The organism is Gottschalkiaceae bacterium SANA, from assembly GCA_036323355.1.
In the GTDB taxonomy this organism is placed as follows: domain Bacteria; phylum Bacillota; class Clostridia; order Tissierellales; family GPF-1; genus GPF-1.
In genome coordinates this window covers 177,889-196,322 of sequence record AP028876.1, presented here as the reverse complement: position 1 = coordinate 196,322, position 18,434 = coordinate 177,889, and the positions used below count along the sequence as shown (strand labels likewise).

The 18,434-nt window shown below is 40.1% G+C and carries 17 protein-coding genes; 5 read left to right on the top strand and 12 right to left on the bottom strand.

The annotated features are described in order from the left end of the window. Positions 1 to 21: 21 nt before the first annotated feature. Complete coding sequence (locus AC25CA_RS00950) at positions 22 to 501, bottom strand: hypothetical protein (protein ID WP_486815165.1); 480 nt, start codon at positions 499 to 501, stop codon at positions 22 to 24. 135 nt (positions 502 to 636) lie between these two features. Here AC25CA_RS00950 and AC25CA_RS00945 point away from each other — a divergent pair, with 135 nt between their 5' ends. Both AC25CA_RS00945 and guaD read left to right on the top strand, forming a co-directional pair. Continuing rightward, positions 637 to 2,043 carry a flavocytochrome c gene (locus tag AC25CA_RS00945; RefSeq protein WP_486815164.1) on the top strand — a complete coding sequence of 469 codons (1,407 nt, stop codon included), beginning with the start codon at positions 637 to 639 and terminating at the stop codon, positions 2,041 to 2,043. A 100-nt stretch (positions 2,044 to 2,143) separates the two neighbouring features. Then, positions 2,144 to 3,514, top strand: a complete 1,371-nt coding sequence (guaD, locus tag AC25CA_RS00940) for a guanine deaminase (RefSeq protein WP_486815163.1) — start codon at positions 2,144 to 2,146, stop codon at positions 3,512 to 3,514. Between the two features lie 544 nt (positions 3,515 to 4,058). Here the strand turns inward: guaD and AC25CA_RS00935 are convergent. The 3 genes from AC25CA_RS00935 to AC25CA_RS00925 all read right to left on the bottom strand — a co-directional run bounded on the left by AC25CA_RS00935 (position 4,059) and on the right by AC25CA_RS00925 (position 8,561). Next, positions 4,059 to 4,817 (bottom strand): MBL fold metallo-hydrolase, encoded by a 759-nt coding sequence (locus AC25CA_RS00935; RefSeq protein ID WP_486815162.1) that lies wholly within the window; start codon positions 4,815 to 4,817, stop codon positions 4,059 to 4,061. A 57-nt stretch (positions 4,818 to 4,874) separates the two neighbouring features. Beyond that, positions 4,875 to 6,989: an HD domain-containing phosphohydrolase gene (locus AC25CA_RS00930; protein WP_486815161.1), complete on the bottom strand. Its 2,115-nt coding sequence runs from the start codon at positions 6,987 to 6,989 to the stop codon at positions 4,875 to 4,877. Between the two features lie 282 nt (positions 6,990 to 7,271). Further along, entirely contained in the window at positions 7,272 to 8,561 is a 1,290-nt protein-coding gene (locus AC25CA_RS00925) for a transglutaminase domain-containing protein (RefSeq protein ID WP_486815160.1), read from the bottom strand. 702 nt (positions 8,562 to 9,263) lie between these two features. On the opposite strand from AC25CA_RS00925, the gene AC25CA_RS00920 reads away from it, so the two are divergent. Further along, positions 9,264 to 10,514, top strand: a complete 1,251-nt coding sequence (locus AC25CA_RS00920) for a phosphotransferase (RefSeq protein ID WP_486815159.1) — start codon at positions 9,264 to 9,266, stop codon at positions 10,512 to 10,514. A gap of 384 nt (positions 10,515 to 10,898) precedes the next feature. Here AC25CA_RS00920 and rlmH read toward each other — a convergent pair whose 3' ends face one another. Continuing rightward, positions 10,899 to 11,378 (bottom strand): 23S rRNA (pseudouridine(1915)-N(3))-methyltransferase RlmH, encoded by a 480-nt coding sequence (gene rlmH, locus AC25CA_RS00915; protein ID WP_486815158.1) that lies wholly within the window; start codon positions 11,376 to 11,378, stop codon positions 10,899 to 10,901. 111 nt (positions 11,379 to 11,489) lie between these two features. On the opposite strand from rlmH, the gene pgsA reads away from it, so the two are divergent. Continuing rightward, on the top strand, positions 11,490 to 12,032 hold the full coding sequence (gene pgsA, locus AC25CA_RS00910; RefSeq protein WP_486815157.1) for a CDP-diacylglycerol--glycerol-3-phosphate 3-phosphatidyltransferase: 543 nt from the start codon (positions 11,490 to 11,492) through the stop codon (positions 12,030 to 12,032). 141 nt (positions 12,033 to 12,173) lie between these two features. Then, entirely contained in the window at positions 12,174 to 13,043 is an 870-nt protein-coding gene (locus AC25CA_RS00905) for a nitroreductase family protein (RefSeq protein ID WP_486815156.1), read from the top strand. A 26-nt stretch (positions 13,044 to 13,069) separates the two neighbouring features. Here the strand turns inward: AC25CA_RS00905 and AC25CA_RS00900 are convergent, their stop codons facing one another. The 7 genes from AC25CA_RS00900 to AC25CA_RS00870 all read right to left on the bottom strand — a co-directional run bounded on the left by AC25CA_RS00900 (position 13,070) and on the right by AC25CA_RS00870 (position 18,288). Further along, positions 13,070 to 13,864, bottom strand: coding sequence for a MerR family transcriptional regulator (locus AC25CA_RS00900; RefSeq protein ID WP_486815155.1), 795 nt, complete (start codon positions 13,862 to 13,864; stop codon positions 13,070 to 13,072). Between the two features lie 9 nt (positions 13,865 to 13,873). Beyond that, positions 13,874 to 14,713 carry a DUF2785 domain-containing protein gene (locus tag AC25CA_RS00895; protein WP_486815154.1) on the bottom strand — a complete coding sequence of 280 codons (840 nt, stop codon included), beginning with the start codon at positions 14,711 to 14,713 and terminating at the stop codon, positions 13,874 to 13,876. After that, entirely contained in the window at positions 14,661 to 15,644 is a 984-nt protein-coding gene (locus tag AC25CA_RS00890) for a hypothetical protein (protein ID WP_486815153.1), read from the bottom strand. The genes AC25CA_RS00895 and AC25CA_RS00890 overlap by 53 nt, the downstream gene beginning before the upstream one ends. Positions 15,645 to 15,697: 53 nt before the next feature. Continuing rightward, positions 15,698 to 16,381, bottom strand: coding sequence for a B3/B4 domain-containing protein (locus tag AC25CA_RS00885; protein WP_486815152.1), 684 nt, complete (start codon positions 16,379 to 16,381; stop codon positions 15,698 to 15,700). Between the two features lie 129 nt (positions 16,382 to 16,510). Continuing rightward, positions 16,511 to 17,371 (bottom strand): hypothetical protein, encoded by an 861-nt coding sequence (locus tag AC25CA_RS00880; protein ID WP_486815151.1) that lies wholly within the window; start codon positions 17,369 to 17,371, stop codon positions 16,511 to 16,513. Then, a complete protein-coding gene (locus AC25CA_RS00875; protein WP_486815150.1) occupies positions 17,358 to 17,699 on the bottom strand; it encodes a PadR family transcriptional regulator in 342 nt (113 codons plus the stop codon). Before AC25CA_RS00875 ends, AC25CA_RS00880 begins: the two co-directional genes overlap by 14 nt. 106 nt (positions 17,700 to 17,805) lie before the next feature. Then, on the bottom strand, positions 17,806 to 18,288 hold the full coding sequence (locus AC25CA_RS00870) for a pyridoxamine 5'-phosphate oxidase family protein (protein WP_486815149.1): 483 nt from the start codon (positions 18,286 to 18,288) through the stop codon (positions 17,806 to 17,808). Positions 18,289 to 18,434 lie beyond the last annotated feature (146 nt).

Genomic DNA, 18,434 nt, shown 5'->3' with positions numbered 1-18,434 from the left:
ACCTTATCCTTTTTGAGTGTACTAAAATACTTTCCCCGCTTCCTTAGCTTCCTTTTCTTTTTGTGATCCAATCCCTGCTCCGAAAACTAGACCTAAACTAATTCCCAGAGACATCATTGTTGCATTCCCAAATGCCAAAAGAAGCGAGCCGATCGATGATCCAAAGACCATGCCCAATGCCGTATATCGACTCTGTATGCTACCCGACGGTTCTAAAGCATAAAGCTCTCTCACACGGGCAAGTAGGGCCGCATATGATTTTTTATATGATTTCATTGCTTTTTTATTAAAGTCATGTTCTTGATGAAGTGTCCTAAGTTCCCGATAAAGGCCTTCAATCATCATTTGAAGGCCTTTAGAAACTTCACCATTGTCAATCAAACCTTGATCTGATAAGGTGCTCAACAAATTTTCAAACTGTTCGATACCCAGTTTTTTACACAATTTTGCATCTATATTACGTCTATGGTTCCTTAATTGTTGAATCTTGTCTTCAAACATATCTCTGCCCCCAACATTCTACTCTCTGTTTATTCTATCACGGATCTATATACCCCGTTAGATCCTAAATCCATTTAATCTATCAAGAGATATAGTATACTTAATATATCCAATGCAAGACTAGGGGGAGTATAAATGAACAAGGAAAATATAAGATGGCACCACACGGTCGATGTTCTTGTTGTCGGCACTGGTTTTGCAGGCCTTTCAGCTGCCATTGAGGCAAGCATCCATGATGCAGATGTGCTTATTATTGAAAAAATGCATAGCTATGGCGGAAATTCCATCATCAGTGATGGAGGCATTGCTGCACCAAACACTTGTCTTCAAAAGAAGGAAGGGATTCAAGATAACGAAGCTTTGATGTACCAAGATATGCTGCATGCTGGATTGGGACTCAATTTTCCAAATCTTTTACATACTCTTGTTGCAAATGCAAAAGATGCATTTCAGTGGACAATCGATGAATTACAAGTGCCCTATATAGATCGTGTCGATCAATTTGGCGGTCATTCCGTTGCGCGTTGTTATACGCCTGAAAGAAAGAGCGGGGCTACCATGATAAAAAGAATGATTCAAAAAACAAAATCCTTAGGGATTCCCATTCACTATTGCACCTCATTTCAATCCTTCATTGTAGATGATGAAGGAAAAATAATCGGTGCTTCACTCTTGGATCAATATGATTACAAAAAGAAGACTGGAATCGTAAAAAACGTAAAAACGAAAAAAGGGGTGATTCTTGCAACCGGTGGCTATGGCGCCGATGTTCCCTTTAGACAATTGCAAGATCCACGACTAACAGCCGAAATTGACACTACAAACAAGCCCTTTGCCACTGCAGAAGCACTCAAGGCTGCCTTGGCCATCCATGCTTCTGCTGTTCAATTGTCACAAATACAATTGGGAGCCTGGTCTTCTCCTGACGAAAAAGGCTACGGCGATGGACCACTTTTTGCCGACTATATTCTATTTCAATATGGTGTCATCATCAATCCCAAAAACGCAAAACGTATTGTTAATGAACTTGGTGATCGGAAAATCATCAGCGACGCCCTTCTTTCCCTTGGCCATCCATGTGTCGGAATCGCTGATCATCATGCTGTTCAACATGCAGGCTGGGATCTCACAAGAGCAATGAAAAAAGGGGTTGTTAAAACATTTTCTTCCCTAGATGATCTAGCGGCTTACTATGCCTTGAATTCCCTTGATCTTCAGGATACGATTCATACCTTTAACCAATATGTTGAATCGGGCCTTGATCCGGACTTTGGCAAAATGATTGTTAAAGATGCCGCTCCCATTCAAGAACCACCCTTTTATGCCATGAAACTTTGGCCCAAAGTTCATTTTGTTATGGGCGGTTTGGGAATCACTGAAAAAGCACAGGTCCTTGACTACCATGGGCACGTCATTGAAGGTCTTTATGCCGCCGGAGAAGTTGCAGGAGGCGTACATGGAGCTAGCCGTCTTGGCAGCTGTGCAGTAACGGAATGCATTGTATTTGGTCGAATTGCCGGTCAAGAAGTATGCTCAAAGTAAAAATGATTCAAACTCGTCACTTGTCTTCTTCGCATTTCTTGATAGCCTTCTGGCCATTTACCATCGATTCCAATAAACGACAACTAATAAGGAGGACCTCATGACCCATTACGCAAGCATATTTAAAGGAACTGCATTTTCAAGCAGGTCACCAAAAGAAGTACAAGTATTAGAGGACCATCTCTTCTTCATCAATACACAAGGGATGATTGAAAGGGTTGTTTCACCGGAAAGCAAAGACTATCAACCCCTTCTCGACATCCATCAAGATGCAGATCATTTTCATTGTTTGGCCGATGGGCAAGTTTTCTTGCCTGGATTTATCGACTTGCATGTTCACGCGCCACAATGGGCGCAAGCCGGAATCGCGTTGGATATTCCCCTTTATGAATGGCTTAACAAGTACACCTTCCCTTTGGAATCCAAATTTTGTAACCTCGACTTTGCAAAACTTGTTTACGAAGATTTGGTCAGAACATTATTAACGAATGGAACAACAACCGTGCAATACTTTGCAACGGTTCACAAGGATGCCAGTTTATTGTTGGCTGAAATTTGTGCAGAAAAAGGACAACGCGGCTTGGTTGGAAAAGTGGTAATGGATGATTCAGAGCAAAATCCACCCTATTACCGCGATCTTACAACAGAAACCGCCTTGCAAGACACCGAGGAATTTATTTTAGCTGTTCGGAAATTATCAAAATCCACCAAACAAGGCGTTTACCCCGTTGTAACTCCTCGCTTTATCCCAAGCTGCACAGACGGAGCATTAAAAGGGTTGGGTGAATTAGCCGCCAAGTACAATACCCATATTCAATCCCATTGCAGCGAAAGCGATTGGGCCCATAAATACGTAATCGATCGATTTAACAAACACGATGCCTTTGCATTAAACGACTTTGGCTTATTGACCGATAAATCAGTGATGGCGCATTGCAATTTCTTGGACGACAACGATGCTGCTTTATTTGCAAAAACAGGTACAGCCATCGCCCACAGTCCCCTGTCGAATGCCTACTTTGCCAATAGTGTTCTTCCTCTTGCACATCTTCAAGGGATGGGGGTTCAAATCGGTCTGGACACCGACTTGTCTGGTGGTTTCTCTCCAAGCCTTTACGACAATATTCGCCAAGCTGTAATGTCCTCGCGCATGCTGGAAGATGGCGTAAACCCGGCCCTTCCTGCTGAAAAGCGTGGCAAACCCGGCTCGCGAATCACCATGAATGAAGCCTTTTATCTTGCCACTGCTGGCGGCGGTGAGAGCTTGAGCCTTCCCATCGGCCGTTTGGAGGAAAACTATGCATGGGATGTGCAGATTGTTGACACAAAAATCCCATCCGCAAAATTGCCAATCTTTTCTTCAAATGAAGATCTAGAAGATCAATTCCAAAAAATCTTATACCTGGCCCGCCCAGAAAATATCCGTGAAGTCTGGGTTCAAGGCGAGATGGTTCACAAAAGACTAAAATAAATGAATTTACAAAAGACCTCCATGAAAATTTCATGGAGGTCTTTTGTAGACTCAACACTTACTTAATAGGCTCCTTGCTGCCTCTTTCTATTTATTCCTTAAACAGAAACTTGAGTGCTTCATAACTAATTACGGGCCGCAATATCTGTGTATCACGAACACCCTTTTTGGTCATCCCTGCAACACCATGCTGCAAAAGAGAGGACGCAAATCCTCAATTAATTCATAGCCTTCGGACCCTAGCCTCCATCAACTTCCATATCTTGAATCACAATGACTGGTTTTTTTGCTTTTCGAAAATATCCATTCACTTCATTGATGTACTCGACTGCTTTTTTACTGTCTCTTTGCTCTCCTCAGATTCCAGAACGCCCTTCTGCAAATCAATAATCAGCATTGCAATATTCATCCTACACCTCCTTGTATCTTGGTTTATTTATCCTATTATTCTGCCCTACCCTTCACCTTACAATTCGACTAAGGTTATTTTTTCAGGATTCCTACTACATTCTATAAACCATAAAAACCGTCAATCGGATGATTACTAAAAATCCGTCGATTCTCCGATCTCTTCGAAAAAAACCGTTTCTACAAATCGATCCTTTACCCTCGCATAACTTTTCTTGGTTCCCCTGATCCAATTGAATTGATCAAGTTCTTTATGTGGCAGATGGATGGCTACAATTTTTTCGGGTTTAATCTGATTTTCTATCGTTGCGTGACCCGAAGGAATCCCCACATAAGGAAAAGGAGCCAATAACAAGTTAATCTTTTTCTCAACTAACTCTGAATAATTAAAATTTCCTTTCATTGGTTTTGCATCCCCCGGATGAAGAATGCTTTTACCATTCACTTCAATTAAATATGCAAAATTCTCCACATCTTTAAAGTCTTTTCCCTCATGGATCATAGCTATGACCTGAATTTGAATGCCATTCAAATCAAGTCTTTCCGTCTCACCCACTTGAAGAGCCGGAGCGATTAACCTTCTATCCTCGAAATCCGATTCCTCATTTTTTATTCGTTTGACCGTTTCTGGTGTAGATACCAAAATAGCTCTAGGGTTACCTTGTAAAAATTCTACCACGGCCTTGGGTTCAAAATGATCGCTATGGTGATGGGTAACAAGCATGACATCAATATCGTCAAAGGGTGGCAATCCACATAGGATCTGAGCTTTGATCTCCTCCGGTGTATTTTTATATATTGGCATTACTGAGTCACACAAGCTGTCGATCAAAATTTTCTTGCCTTCAACTTCCAGCAGCACACCCGCATTGGACACATACGTTACTTTATTCATGTCTTATTCCTCCTTTGTCCCTCTCGGGTCCAAGCTACCAGTTATTCCCTTAGCAGACTACTTCTGTGTCGATTGTTTGATAGAAGAAAAATTGCTGCCCTCTATTAAATCTACTTTCCTAATAATCGAAGCTTGCTGATCTACGAACACATCGACCACAACCGGATCAAATTGCCTACCAGCATATTTCTTGATCTCTGAAATTGCCGCTTCCACCTCCATGGGATCCCGATAGGATCTTGAAGAAGTCATAGCATCAAATGCGTCAGCCACAGCAATAATCCGAGCTTCCAAAGGAATTTGTTCTCCGGATAAGCCGTTCGGATATCCGCTTCCATTCCAATGTTCATGATGTGCCAATATATAATTCGCAATCTCAGAGAACTCATGAACAGAGGAAAGAATGCGCCATCCCGCTTCTGGATGTTTCTTTATCTCTTCCCACTCATGATCATTGAGTCGATCTGGCTTATTTAGTATTTTCTCATCCACGCCAATTTTTCCAATATCATGAACCAAACCAGCCAATTCCAACAACTTAATCCGTTTTTGAGAAAAACCCATATGCATAGCAATTTGAGCACACAACCATCCGACTCGCTTTGAATGAGATAACTCCCTTTGACTTTTTTCATACAAGCTATTCATAATCACATCAACCGACTTGCTCCGCATACTGGAACTCTCATAAATTTTTTGTCTATGCATCCGATTTTCCGCTTCCACATAGATCTCATAAATATCCTCGCCGGCCTCTTCCTTGGTCGCATGACCAAAAGAAATTGAAAGCAAGGAGTTCTCGGTATGCGCATATCCCATTTCTTCAATGATCTTGCTACTTCTTTCCTCTGCCTCTTGTTGATTTGAGCCTGGCAATAGAATGGCAAACTCGCCCCCACCAATTCGCGCGACAATGTCCTTTTCCTCACAAGCAGACTTAAGCAATTTTGCTGATTCAACAAGAAGTCGATCTCCTTCTCTATGTCCAAAAGAATCATTTATCAGTTTCAGGCCATTTACATCTGCCATAATCAAGGACAAAGGTAGATTCTCCTGCCGATCGATTTCTCTTACCTGTTCCTCAAAATACCTTCGGTTGCAAAGACCCGTAAGAAAATCATAATTGCTCAAATAGATCAAATCGCCCTCTAGCTTCTTACGCTTAGAAATATCCAATGAAGCAACCTGAACCCCCACTCCCGTATCATTAACGATCCTGCTGAATGTATTCACAACCCACTTTTCTCTAGAATCAATTACCATTCGATCTTCATACTCTTGCGTCTGGTCACTTTCCATGACAATCTTGGTTCGTATCATATGAAGATCTGCCTTTTCTTTCGTAAACAGATCATACACTGATTTTCCTTCAAAGTCCTTCACAGTCCCACCAAGCGTAGCTGCCGCCAATCGATTAACCGACAACACATACCCGTCTGAAGTAAAATAGCTGATCCCAACACCAGAACTCTCAAATAAACTCCGATATTGTTTTTCACTTTCAGCAATGATTCCCTTGCTTCTCTGCAGGTTTTCAGCAATATTTTCTAAATTTTGGTAGATACTCCGAATAATCATCAACAAGATGATCCCAGATGCTTGAGATGTCAAGGCCATGATTACCCACGAATCCTTAAACTCATCAATTGCCATATTATGCAAAACACCGGAATAAAACAAGTAAGATAAACTTACAAAAATAACGAGATCAACAATTACAAAGCCAATGATTTGATCTCGATTTAACAAAATACCGGCAATTGCCAAGATTGAAACAATCAAAATAAAGCCAGCGCCATTAGGACCAACTGTAAGCAACAGCATTAAACCAAGTAGATAGTAACCTAATATAAAGATCATTCTTTTATTAGAAATCTTGATTCGATTGCTAATCGTCACGAACACAATCAACACATAAATCAAAGATTGTACAATCCCAAATAAGACGAGCCCTTCCCTAAAGAACATAACCGCACCAAAAAAGATAGGTAGAAATCCAAATACAGCAAATGCAATCGCAATTTTATAAAATGCCTGATTCCGTAAATATCCCAACCCCGTCTTTTCTTCTGCTTCCACAGTTCTTGAAAGAATCATATCCATCCACTTGTTTAAAACATCGTCGAATAGCTTGACCAACCTATTTATGATTTTTTTAACTTTTGTATCCACAGATTCACCACCTTTTCAATCATGCTATCACAATTATTGAACGTTTGCATACGCTCAGTTTCACGTAAAATCAAATTGTTTACAGATCACTCATCCATGGAATATTAACCGACTTATCGCATTTTTTAACCAATAAATGGTGCCAGCAACAATCCGATGGATCTTGAAAACTTGCCACGTTTACTATCTACCCGGAGGCGACTTGTATAAAAAATGTTTTTTTACACAAAAATTCGACTTCCCCCGAACAAAGAAAAGTCGAACCACTTAATAATTAAATTTCTACCAAGTATGTGAGGTGGCCAAGACATCACCATCAACAAGGAAGTAATCATAATTAACTTGATCTGAATTTGCATAACTATCTCCCCAAGTTGCATCTATGTACATATTATCACCTGCGAAGAGGGCCCTCGTCCATATATGGTCAACACCATCTGCAACTCCGCCCACACCTTCAACGCGTAATCCAGCGCATTTACTTAAGGCGTTATATGCCGCCGTATATCCCTGACATACGCCAAGTCCATTCGCATATACACCATAACCCGTATAACTCTCCGCTGCAAAATTATTATCATACTCTGTATTTTGAACGACCCAATCGAATAAAATCAAAGCCTTCTCTCGATCAGATTGACCGTCATAGATTTTGCCTGATGCTTTCAATCCACTAACAATTTCCATAGATTCAACAAAGAATGCTTCTCTATACTGGATTAAAGTCGCTTCATCCATGCCCGTTTCCGAAGAAAGAATAAAGGTTAACGTGACTTGATCACTACCGCCTTTCGCTTTATAGGTCATCCGATTTGTAAATGACATGTATTCAGGATACTTATTAAAAACCAAATCAAAGGCTTTAGCAATTTTTGCCTGGGTTTCCGCTGTCAATAGCTCATCAAAATTGGTTCCCTCATACACAATGGAATAGGTCAATGTATCTGTTACACACATATGTAAAAGAATCGCTTCAAATTCCTTAACTGTAGTGGGCTTTTTTACGATATCACTCTTCTCATTTATAAAGATATCACTAAAACTTTCCATTAATGGTGATGGCTCTGCGAATGGTACTGGCACGACCTCAGGTTCAATGAATTCAGGCTCAGCAGGTTCTGGTTCAACCGGCACGTCCTCGATCACCGGTTCTTCAACAATTACTTCTTCAATAATTGGCTCTTCTATCGTCGTTTCTTCAATAATTCCTTCTTCAATAATTGGTTCTTCTATCGTCGCTTCTTCTTTCTCGGGTTCTACTTCTGGTTGAATGGGCTCTTCTTTTTGTTTAATAGCTTGCTCGTCCCCGCTAGATGCCGTTTTTTCAACAATACCCTCATGATCATTTGCCACTTCCCTGTTGTCAACGCCATTTGCCTGACCAATCTTGTCACTGTCACCCTTACCTTCTTCGCCTATTTTATCACTGCGATCAGAAAGATTTGGAGCTTCATTTATCTGATTCTCCGCACGTATCGCTTCTACTTTCTTCTGCTCACGAGACCCATATACACTGATTCCACTTACCATTATGATAAAAACACATAAACCTACAATTATTCTTTTCTTCATCGATATTCAATCCTTATGATACTTTATTGTTTGTTCAAATGATGGCTTATTGACTCCCCATCGATATTCAATCAACACAATGATACTCGTGCTGCCTTTTGCTATTCAGTTGATCTCATTATATAAATACGAATATGCACCCACTATATAGTGGGTGTTTTTGTAACATTATCAATACTGGTGGTATTTTATCGTTTCTGCAAGAGATTTTTCAATTGAACAACTTACTTCATCCCCCTTATACTATATGATTTTGATCCACTCATTATTTAAGAAAGCATGAACAATTACATATTTCACATGTGAATCAAAATGATCTCCTTTGCATAACAAATATTTCTAGCTACATTTTCAGCGCCACCGAATATTGATCTTATTTATTTGCTGAATACTTTTCAATAATTCCAAACGTTGATAGTCATTAATAAAGACTCTTTTCATCTGATAGATGAAAATCAATCTCGCATTTAATGTGTTAGTAACATTTAATTTTTACAATCGAACATCATCATTCAGCACACAAAACCGTTATTTTCTCAAACAAAACATGAGCCTCTTTGGCGTTTTTTCCCTTCTACCCGCAATCGCATTTCCTACAAAACATGACAGATAAGTATCCTTTCTAATATAATAAAAGTATAGCGAAAAATAACATAAATTTTCGAACTAAAATTCAAATCAGTAATAATGGTGGGATCAATCATGTATCTACTTTTGAAAGTGTTCAACATGACTAGAAATATAATATTTATCGATATTATCAAAAGAAATTTTTTGAAAATATTTCAGCTTCTCTCTTCTAAAAAAATGAGGCTTTTTTATCGTTATTCTAAAAGGAATGAATTTATAAAGGCAATCGAAGTTGGACGTACTCTCATCCACAAAGAGAAGAACAATCCGGAATTCTTAAAAGAGTACGGCCTTTGTTTTATTTATTCCGGACAAATTGAAGAAGGAAAGAGTCTTATTATTAATGCATTAAAAGCGATAAAAAATTGCGATTACCAGAAGACCCTCAATTATTCAAAAAGGACCCTCCAACCTTCCCAAATAAAACAGACCACCTATACCTATTTAGGTGGACATGCTAATTATGGCTTTATAAAAAATGATCTTACAAGCAAGGATGAAACACAAAAAAGCTTAATTTCAAAAATCACTTGGTATCACTCGAACCAGGTTAACCATGAAAACTACTACTATTTAGAGATATGCAAAAACCACCCTGAATTATTTTTGTTCTCTCCCCCTATACATGATTACCAAAAGATACCAAATTCAAATATCGAATTGCTTACAACTGAATATATTGAACACGAGAAAACAACAAATGCAAAACTAGATGAAGTCATTAAAATCAATAGAATTATTGAGTCAATTACATACAGAGAAGCCATTGAAATGTTAAAAGGCATAGAAGTAAAAAAAGGAAGGTATGTTCCACGCTTCCTTCATCAAAAAACGATTAATCAAGAAGCCATTCGTGAAATGAAAATCCGAGTAAATAAAATCGAAGGCGGTGAAATTTTAGAATGTCTTTTGAATAGACTCGATGAAGTTATCATAGGAAAAAAATTATACAAGAAAATACGGCCAGAAATCCATTACTCATTTTGCCATAATGACTTTCACAGCAGTAATATTCTTGTCCAAAAAAAATCAGAAAAGCATTTTATCATCGACTGGGATAATTATGGAATCGCAATGCGTGGCTGGGATATGAGCTTTTATTTCGGTAATTTCAAATACACCTTCCATGAAATAAAAGAAGTATATATTTCCAGGATCACCTTTGAAAGATCCATAGATGAAAAAATCGCAAAAATATACTTCGTTTTCTTGCAAATATACCGTTGGGCACTTCGATTGAATGGCAACAATTGTAACAATAAACTGGTAACACATTTCACTCCAGCTATTGAGTTTATTGAAGAAATTGGTTCGGATTTATAAGAAGACAAAGTTAAATCTTTAAACAGACTCTCACTGACCATGTTCCTACTTTCAGTACGAACCTCAAAACTAAGAAAACAACAAATTAAATGATACATAGCAAAAGACACTATTCCGTTTAAAGGGACAGTGTCTTTTTGAAAATCGAATTTACCTTCCATTTGTATTTGCAAAAGCCACAATGGTTTTCACGATATCTTTAACAAATTCTTTCTTAAACTCCGTCTTACTATTTTCTCGTTTCATTAATGATCACTGCTTATTTATATAATAATATTCTAATACCTTCTGATACCCAGTTCAAGTTTTAAAATAACTATCAAAGAAAATTTCAATCTCAATCATCTTTTTCACTTTCACTTATCCTACTTATTTACAGATTGATTATTTATGGTATGGTTCACCTGAATTGATTCGAAAGGCCCGGTAGATTTGCTCTAAGAGCACAACCTTCATCAACTGGTGGGGAAAGGTCATTTTTGAAAAACTCAGCTGGAAGTTGGAGCGCTTCATGACTTCTTGTGAAATTCCAAGAGAGCCACCAATGACAAAAACCAGGTCTGAACTGCCTTGCACACCCCAGGTTTGAATCTGCTTGGCCAGTTGTTCGGATGAGATCTGTTTTCCTTCAATAGCCAAAGCGATAACCGTTTGTTGGTCCTTGATCTTTGAAAGAATACGCTGCCCTTCCTTGTCCTTCACTATTTCTTCTTCCTTTGACGATAGGGTTTCTGGACATTTCTCATCTGGCACTTCTATCATGTTGATCTTACAATATCGAGTCAGGCGCTTGGCATACTCTAAAATAGCACCGGTAAAGTATTTCTCTTTGATTTTTCCTACACTAATCACAGTTATTTTCATTTTCTTCTCCCCTCATTTCTTTTATTCTACCACACTCCGATTTATAACTTTACCCACATGTTTTTCCTGAAAATGGGTATTCTTATAGTGAATCCAGTTTGGAGGTTAACCATGAAATACATACCGAATATTCTAACCTTAATACGCATGTTGCTGATCCCCGTCTTTATATGGGTTTATTTATCCGCCATTCCCAATCATCATCTATGGGCTTTATTCATTTATTTGCTGGCTGGCTTCACTGATTTTTTAGATGGCTATCTTGCCAGAAAATATGAGGTCGTCTCCGTAATCGGAACCGTTATGGATCCATTAGCTGATAAACTAATGCTCCTTGCTGCTTTGGGTGTTCTTTTCTATGACCACAATCTACCCGGTTTTATCTTCGTTATTATGGTCATTAAAGAATCCCTTCTCATGATTACGGGAACCATCATGTACTTCCATGACGATCAAATTGTGATTCCAGCCAATTGGTTTGGAAAAACGGCAACCATCGTCTTTACTCTAGCTATCATCCTTTTATTTGCAATTCCAGATTCAACCATCAGCTTGATCATTCTTGGCGTAGCTGTTGCACTCAAACTCTTGGCTTTCACTAGCTATTCACGAATCATGATAAAAATATTACAAGAAAGAAAAAAGGCTTCTTGATGATTAAGGTGTTGGAAGAATATCCATCGCACTCGTTTTTCCAATCTAGAAGTTACCTTTACATTTTACAAAAAAATCACTTGATTTGCTTGACCCTCTATCTACCATAAGGTTTATCCTATAGTGGAAGGGGGTTATTTGATGAAAACATATTCCAACGAAACAATGAAACTACTTTATGAACGCAGCAGCATACGGGTCTTTGAAGATCGGCCAATTCCACCGGAAGTGATGGAAGAAGTCTTGCTTGCAGGACTCCACGGAGCAACCGGAGGAAATCTTCAACCCTATGCGATTATTCAAATTGAGTCGGAAGAAAAAAAGAAAGAATTGATGGATACAGGAGAAATGCAACCACTTGTCGGAAAAGCGCCAACAAACCTTTTATTTTGTGTCGACTGGCGAAGAATCGGCCGATGGGCTCATGCATCAAATGCACCCTTCATTGCTACAAAAAGCTTTCGACATTTTTGGATTGCTTTTCAAGATACCATCATTGCAGCGCAAAATATCTGTACCGCCGCTGATTCTGTCGGCCTTGGCTCCGTTTACATTGGAACCGTTGAAAGCTGTTTTATGGAGTTAAAGCAGATCTTCAAGCTTCCAGAAGGGGTATTCCCTATCGTTCTTTTAAGTATGGGCTATCCTGCTCAACCCATCAAAATCGCTCCTAAACTGGGCACTGAAATTATGGTTCACAAAGAAGTATACAAGGACCTTCCTATTGAAACTTTGGTTCAGGCACAAGAAGAAAAATACGACCACAAAACATTCCCTGTCAGTATCCAAAATCTTAGCAGTATCAAGGAAGTCGCCTTCGATCTTGGTGGTAAAGAATATGAAGAAAAGCTAGAAAAATCAATTATGGACGCCGGTTCCATCAATATGGCGCAACGTTATTTTGGACTCCACTATAAAGCCAATTGGTCCGCCAATGGAAATATGGACTTGATCCATGCATTGAAAGCTTATGGCTTCCCCTGGATCACAGGAGAAAATTTTCCCAAATAGAACAAAGGGGGCGCAATCGCGTCCCCTTATTTTTGTATTTCCACTTGAATTTGTCGGACCCAATTTTCTGCATTCGATGACAAGTGAGGATCAATCACAAAGAGTTCCAAAGCATTCCCCGTTCTTCGATATCCTTCTTGCTCTGCATACAACAAGATCTGTTTATAGGTGTCCATCACGGGACGAGCCACTCCAATATGATCCATAACAACAAATTTTCCTTTTGGGATAATCAATTCAACATCTTGAATCGGTTTTTCCGTCAATGCCCCATAACAAACAAGCCTCTGTCTTTCATCCTCTTCTATTTTTATAATCCGCGAAGGTTGGTACAAGATATCCACATGAAGAGGCAATTTTTTTTGAAAAGTTTCAAGGGCACGAAATCGTTTTTCTATATCGTACGAGTCTTGCACCTCAATTACATGCCCAGTCCGTTTTGAGATCTCTACAATCATCGGCTCGCGAACCCAATTGCCTTCTCCCCATTTTTCCATTGACCGAATACTACGGTTTAAATACTGAAGTACCCGTCTGTCACGTTCCATTTTCATTTTCAACTCTTTTGAAAGTTTTTGAAAGATCGCTTCCGTATAAGAAAGATCTGCACCCAATAAGTCCCGGATTTCACCTAAAGAAAGTCCCGCAGATTTCAATGCTTTAATCTTCCATAACTGATCGGATGATTCCTCGTCATAAAAGCGATAACCTGTTTTCGGGTCGACCCATGCCGGTTTCAAAATTCCCTTGCTATCATAATGATGCAAAGTTTGAAGGCCAACCCCATGTAGTTTAGCAAATTCTCCAATTAATAATCGCATAAACGTCCTCTAATACTTCACATCATAATTTCTTAGCACGGAAATTACAGGGAATGTCCATTTCTGATCAAGGCCCACTCTCTGAATCCTGGCAACCAAGCTTCGCAAGAAGATCTTTGCGTTTTCCTGTTTCTGCACCCGCAAATAACCCGGTAAAGTATCATCAATACCCGTCATTTCCTCGACCAAGATCTCTTCCCAATCTAAGAACTCGATTTTTTGCTGCTTAATTAATGCACAAGCAGCCTTGGCCATTCGTTCATCTTCCCCATGAATATACACATAATCCTGTACAGCCATCCTCTTTAAGATTGCATGAAAAATCTGCTTGCTTTGATCATCGTTCAATTCCTTACAGGCGGCCAGTTCCGCAAACACATCGGCAAGATGTGCTGTTGAATGCGCCCAGCCAAATTCCATAACATAGCCTCGCAAATCATGCTCTTCCTCAGCATAACGAATCAAGTTTTCAACGAGCTCAATAAAGCGGTCTTTACGCATCCAAGCTCGATGTGACTTAACATGATCTTCCACTAAAATAGCAATCACCAGCAAAGCAAAGCTTCGCTTGAAAATTCCATCGCCTTGCGCTTCATCGATTCGAACAAAAATTCCATCTCCTTGACTGCGGGCAAGGAGTTCCCGGCAGGTATCTTTTGACAGCTTTTCCCCTTCCGTTAATCGTGCGAGCAAAGAAAGCGCCAGGTCATCCCGTAATTCCGAATCCAATTCACCAAGTAGGTCATAGAGCGCTAGTGCATAGGCATCGGCTTTCACATCTCTTGGCAACCGCCAGTCATTTGCACGTATCGCCTGCAGTTCTTCTTTCCAAATCTCCATTGTCTTCATTATTATTCTCCCTCTCTAAACGCCCGTAAGCTTTCAGCCATTTTAATGCCTTCAGGGTCAATACACCAATCCACTCATGATAGGCACTCTTTAGTTCGCCAGAGTAAAAGGAATCTCCCCATGGTGGCATCCATCCGCCTTTCTTTTCCATCTTGCATACCAGCCAGTCCAACTGCTGATTTAAATCCATGGGAGAAATTCCAAAATCACTTGCTCGTTTTGGATCAAGAAAGTGCAAAGGCGTTGCTACATACTCTTCCCAGTCTTTGGGGTTTAATTGAATCACTTGATGAATAGCCACTGTCAACGTTTCTTCCAACCTTATTTTCAACTCTCCCTCCAATGCATCATAAAGGGGCAAATAGCAATACAATTCATGTTCAGAACTGTACTCTTCTTTTTCTTCCAATTGCCGAACCGCATACAAAACTTGCTTATAAAGATCAAAGGTTTCGGGCTGGCGTTTCGCTTTCAAAAACTGAGATAAAATCTCAGCCGATGGATTTCCCCAGCTTTCATCAATCGCAGTGTGGCCAGTCTCTTGATTAATGGACCACCAGGGTGCATGAGGATAGTCCATCACTTCTGCAGGCACTGCATACCATCCACCTCGTTCACTGATATAAGCTTCCTCCAAATAGGAGAATGCTGCATCCAACATCGCATTCCGTTTACTTCCTTCTGGTAAATCCAATAAGATACGAATGCCCACCGAGCTTGCAAGAGGAGAAGAGTCCGGCAATCGAAAATCAGATTCTATGCCATGACCAAATCCACCGTCAGCGTTTTGAAAGGAAAGTAATTCCTGGATCACATCCTCAACATGTCCCTCAGCAAACAACCAACTGACCAAGCTTGCTTCTAAGGGGCGTCCCACTGTTTGTATGGTTCGTTCCATAGCATTTTTTGCACCTTTTCTCAAAATCCTCATTCTCCTCACCTTCCTAGTCACTCGGTTTTATCCATCATATTCTCTTTTCACTGCTATAGCTTTATGTTCATCCAAGTGCCATTCCAAATTTTCATTGCTTCGATTTGTCCTTGCGCGTGTGCTTTCAATAATTCAGCCGCTTCCAAGATCCACGACTCCATGTCCTCATGAGGGTGCACGGAAACCAGATTAAAGAGTATCGTTTTTGTTTCCTCGGAAATGCAAGTTCGTGCTGAATCACTAGTCAGGCTACCAAAAGCACCCCTATGATCCATAAATACCGGCAGAAATTCTATATTTAACATGCCACGTCCGATCCCCTCATAAAATGTGCCCGCCGGTGCTGCAGAAAACTGAATATCACCGTCTATTTTTCCTATGTCATAGGCACAAACTGGGCATCGACTTTTCATTGAAAGATAATTGTTAATCTCTACTACATTATTTACCCGATATAAGCCTAAACCTCTTCCAATTCTTCTCAAAAGAGCTTCTGAGGAAACACGATATTTTGTTGGGTCCTTGCCAAGGGTCCGATAAGCCTTTCTCATAGCAGCAATTGCCGGTTCCTTGGAAATATCTGGAACAATCAAGCTTTCTTCAATTTTCTTTACCAATCCATTTAATTCTGCATTCAAAGCCTCACTGCTCTCGTCTACGACAACCTCAGCAACAATGCTGCCGATTTGAAGATTGGGCGCCCATCCCTTCCATCTTTCATCGATTTTTATCTGCATCACGCTTCTCCTTTTTTACAATTACTTCTATTCTTAGTTTACAACATAATGAAGATTGTTTGTATTGCGTTTATGCTGACAACAGGACTCTATCCCAATTACAGTTCTTGTAGATAGGCGAAAACCCCTTCAACGAAGGGGTTTTTTCCGCAACCACCGCTTGAACCATATGATCCCACTTGCAAGAAGGATCCCAATGGCCAATTGCCAAGGCTCTTTAAAAATAATAACCTGTTTCGCCAAGAGCTCGGAAGCCCATGGCATTTGATCAGACAGGGCATGAATTCCTTCGATGATTCCAACGCCTAGCAAAAACGTCACAAATCCAAAGACAGCAAATAATCCTCGTTTTCGCTTGCCGATCACCCAGCTCTTGCTTCCATATTGAATTAGCGGCAAAGTAACAAAAGAAATCCAGCCAAACAAACATAAAACTTCCACATCCATGGATGCACCAAAGTACGAAAAGGTATTGCGTCCCAGGGTTCGGTAGGTTTGCACGATCACAAGATAAAGAATCATCCACTGGCTACTCGTCAAAAAATAGGCAAGAACCCCCGGATGTATGCCATAGGCATCCAATAGATCTGTCGCAAACCCTTCAATATCCTTTCCAATGACCGATTGTGGCTTCCTTCCCTCTTCTTGTGCTTGCAAAAAGATTGCCATCAATTCCTGTTCAATCTCTCGCTTTTCCGATATTTGCAAATCACTTTGATTCACCCATTCCATAACTTGATCTAAAGACTCACGGAAATCTCCATGCAAATTTTTAAGCTTTTGATTGCGACTTTTGGCTTGCCAATACACCACAACAACAGATAAAACCGCCAAAGTCAGCACAAGGCCAGCAATAATTCCTTGACCGGATCCGATTTGTCCATGTTCGCGCATTTGAGACGCCCAAAGAAACATCCCGGTTAGTAAAACGATCACCCCGGCAATTATCAAAGAAAAACTTTTTTTCATCTTTTCTCTACGCGTTTTCACCACTTATCCTCCCTTCAAGGATCTGATCGACACGCCCTTTCGTTTTATTCCAATTCAGGATAAACTCACTTCGTTCCTCCTGCCCCATTTCTGTCAACCGATAGTATTTTCGCTTAGGTCCATAGGGTGACGGCCTCATCTCCGCTTGCAACCACCCCTTCTTTTCTAGACGTATCAGTATGGGGTAGACAATTCCTTCGTTGATATGGGAGAATCCTGCCTGAATCAATTGCTGGCAAATCGAGTATCCATAGCTTTCTTCTTGAGAAACAATTTCTAAAATGCATCCCTCCAGAACACCCTTTAACATTTGTGTTTGCTTAGCCATCTTCTCCCTCCTTTCTATGTGGCATTACCAAGTAGCTATCTTTAGTATATGCCTACTACTTGGTATTGTCAATTAGCGGGCATAAAAAAAGGATCGAATTCGACCCTTATTCTTTGCTTTGCTTCCCCGTCAGGGATTCAATCTTCAGTTTTAATATCGTCACTCCACTAATCGCATCATGATCACCTTCAAATCGTTTAATCAATTTTTCCGGGTGGTCTTCTAAATGAAGAAACATCTTGGTCAATGCTTGGCTTTTCTTATTCTTATCTTGCACAAACTCCATGGTTCCCTCAATAACAACAGATCGATAAGCATGGCTACATTCCCCGTTCACATATCCACGATCTTGAATGACGATTCCACATACCTTGGGATTGGCTCGAATATAGTCCATCTTTCGACCGATCTTGGCGCCGTGAAAGTAACAGGCATTTTCATCTTCGTCATAGCCATAGCTCAAGGCAACCGTATAGGGAACATCCTTGTAGGACAAGGCCAAAACCATAAATTTCCCCGCTCGCAGAATAGAATGAAGGCTTTCCTCAGACGTAATCTCTCGCTCTTTTCGTTGCATATGATACCGCATAATCTCCTCCTCATCGCCTTCTGGGACCCTCTCTATCGGGCACCAAGCATGATCTGGTAAAACAATTGCTTATTCGATTTGATTTTACCCCTCTTGATGAAGGGTAAACGCTAAGATTGGAGAATCATGATACGCAAAAAAATTAT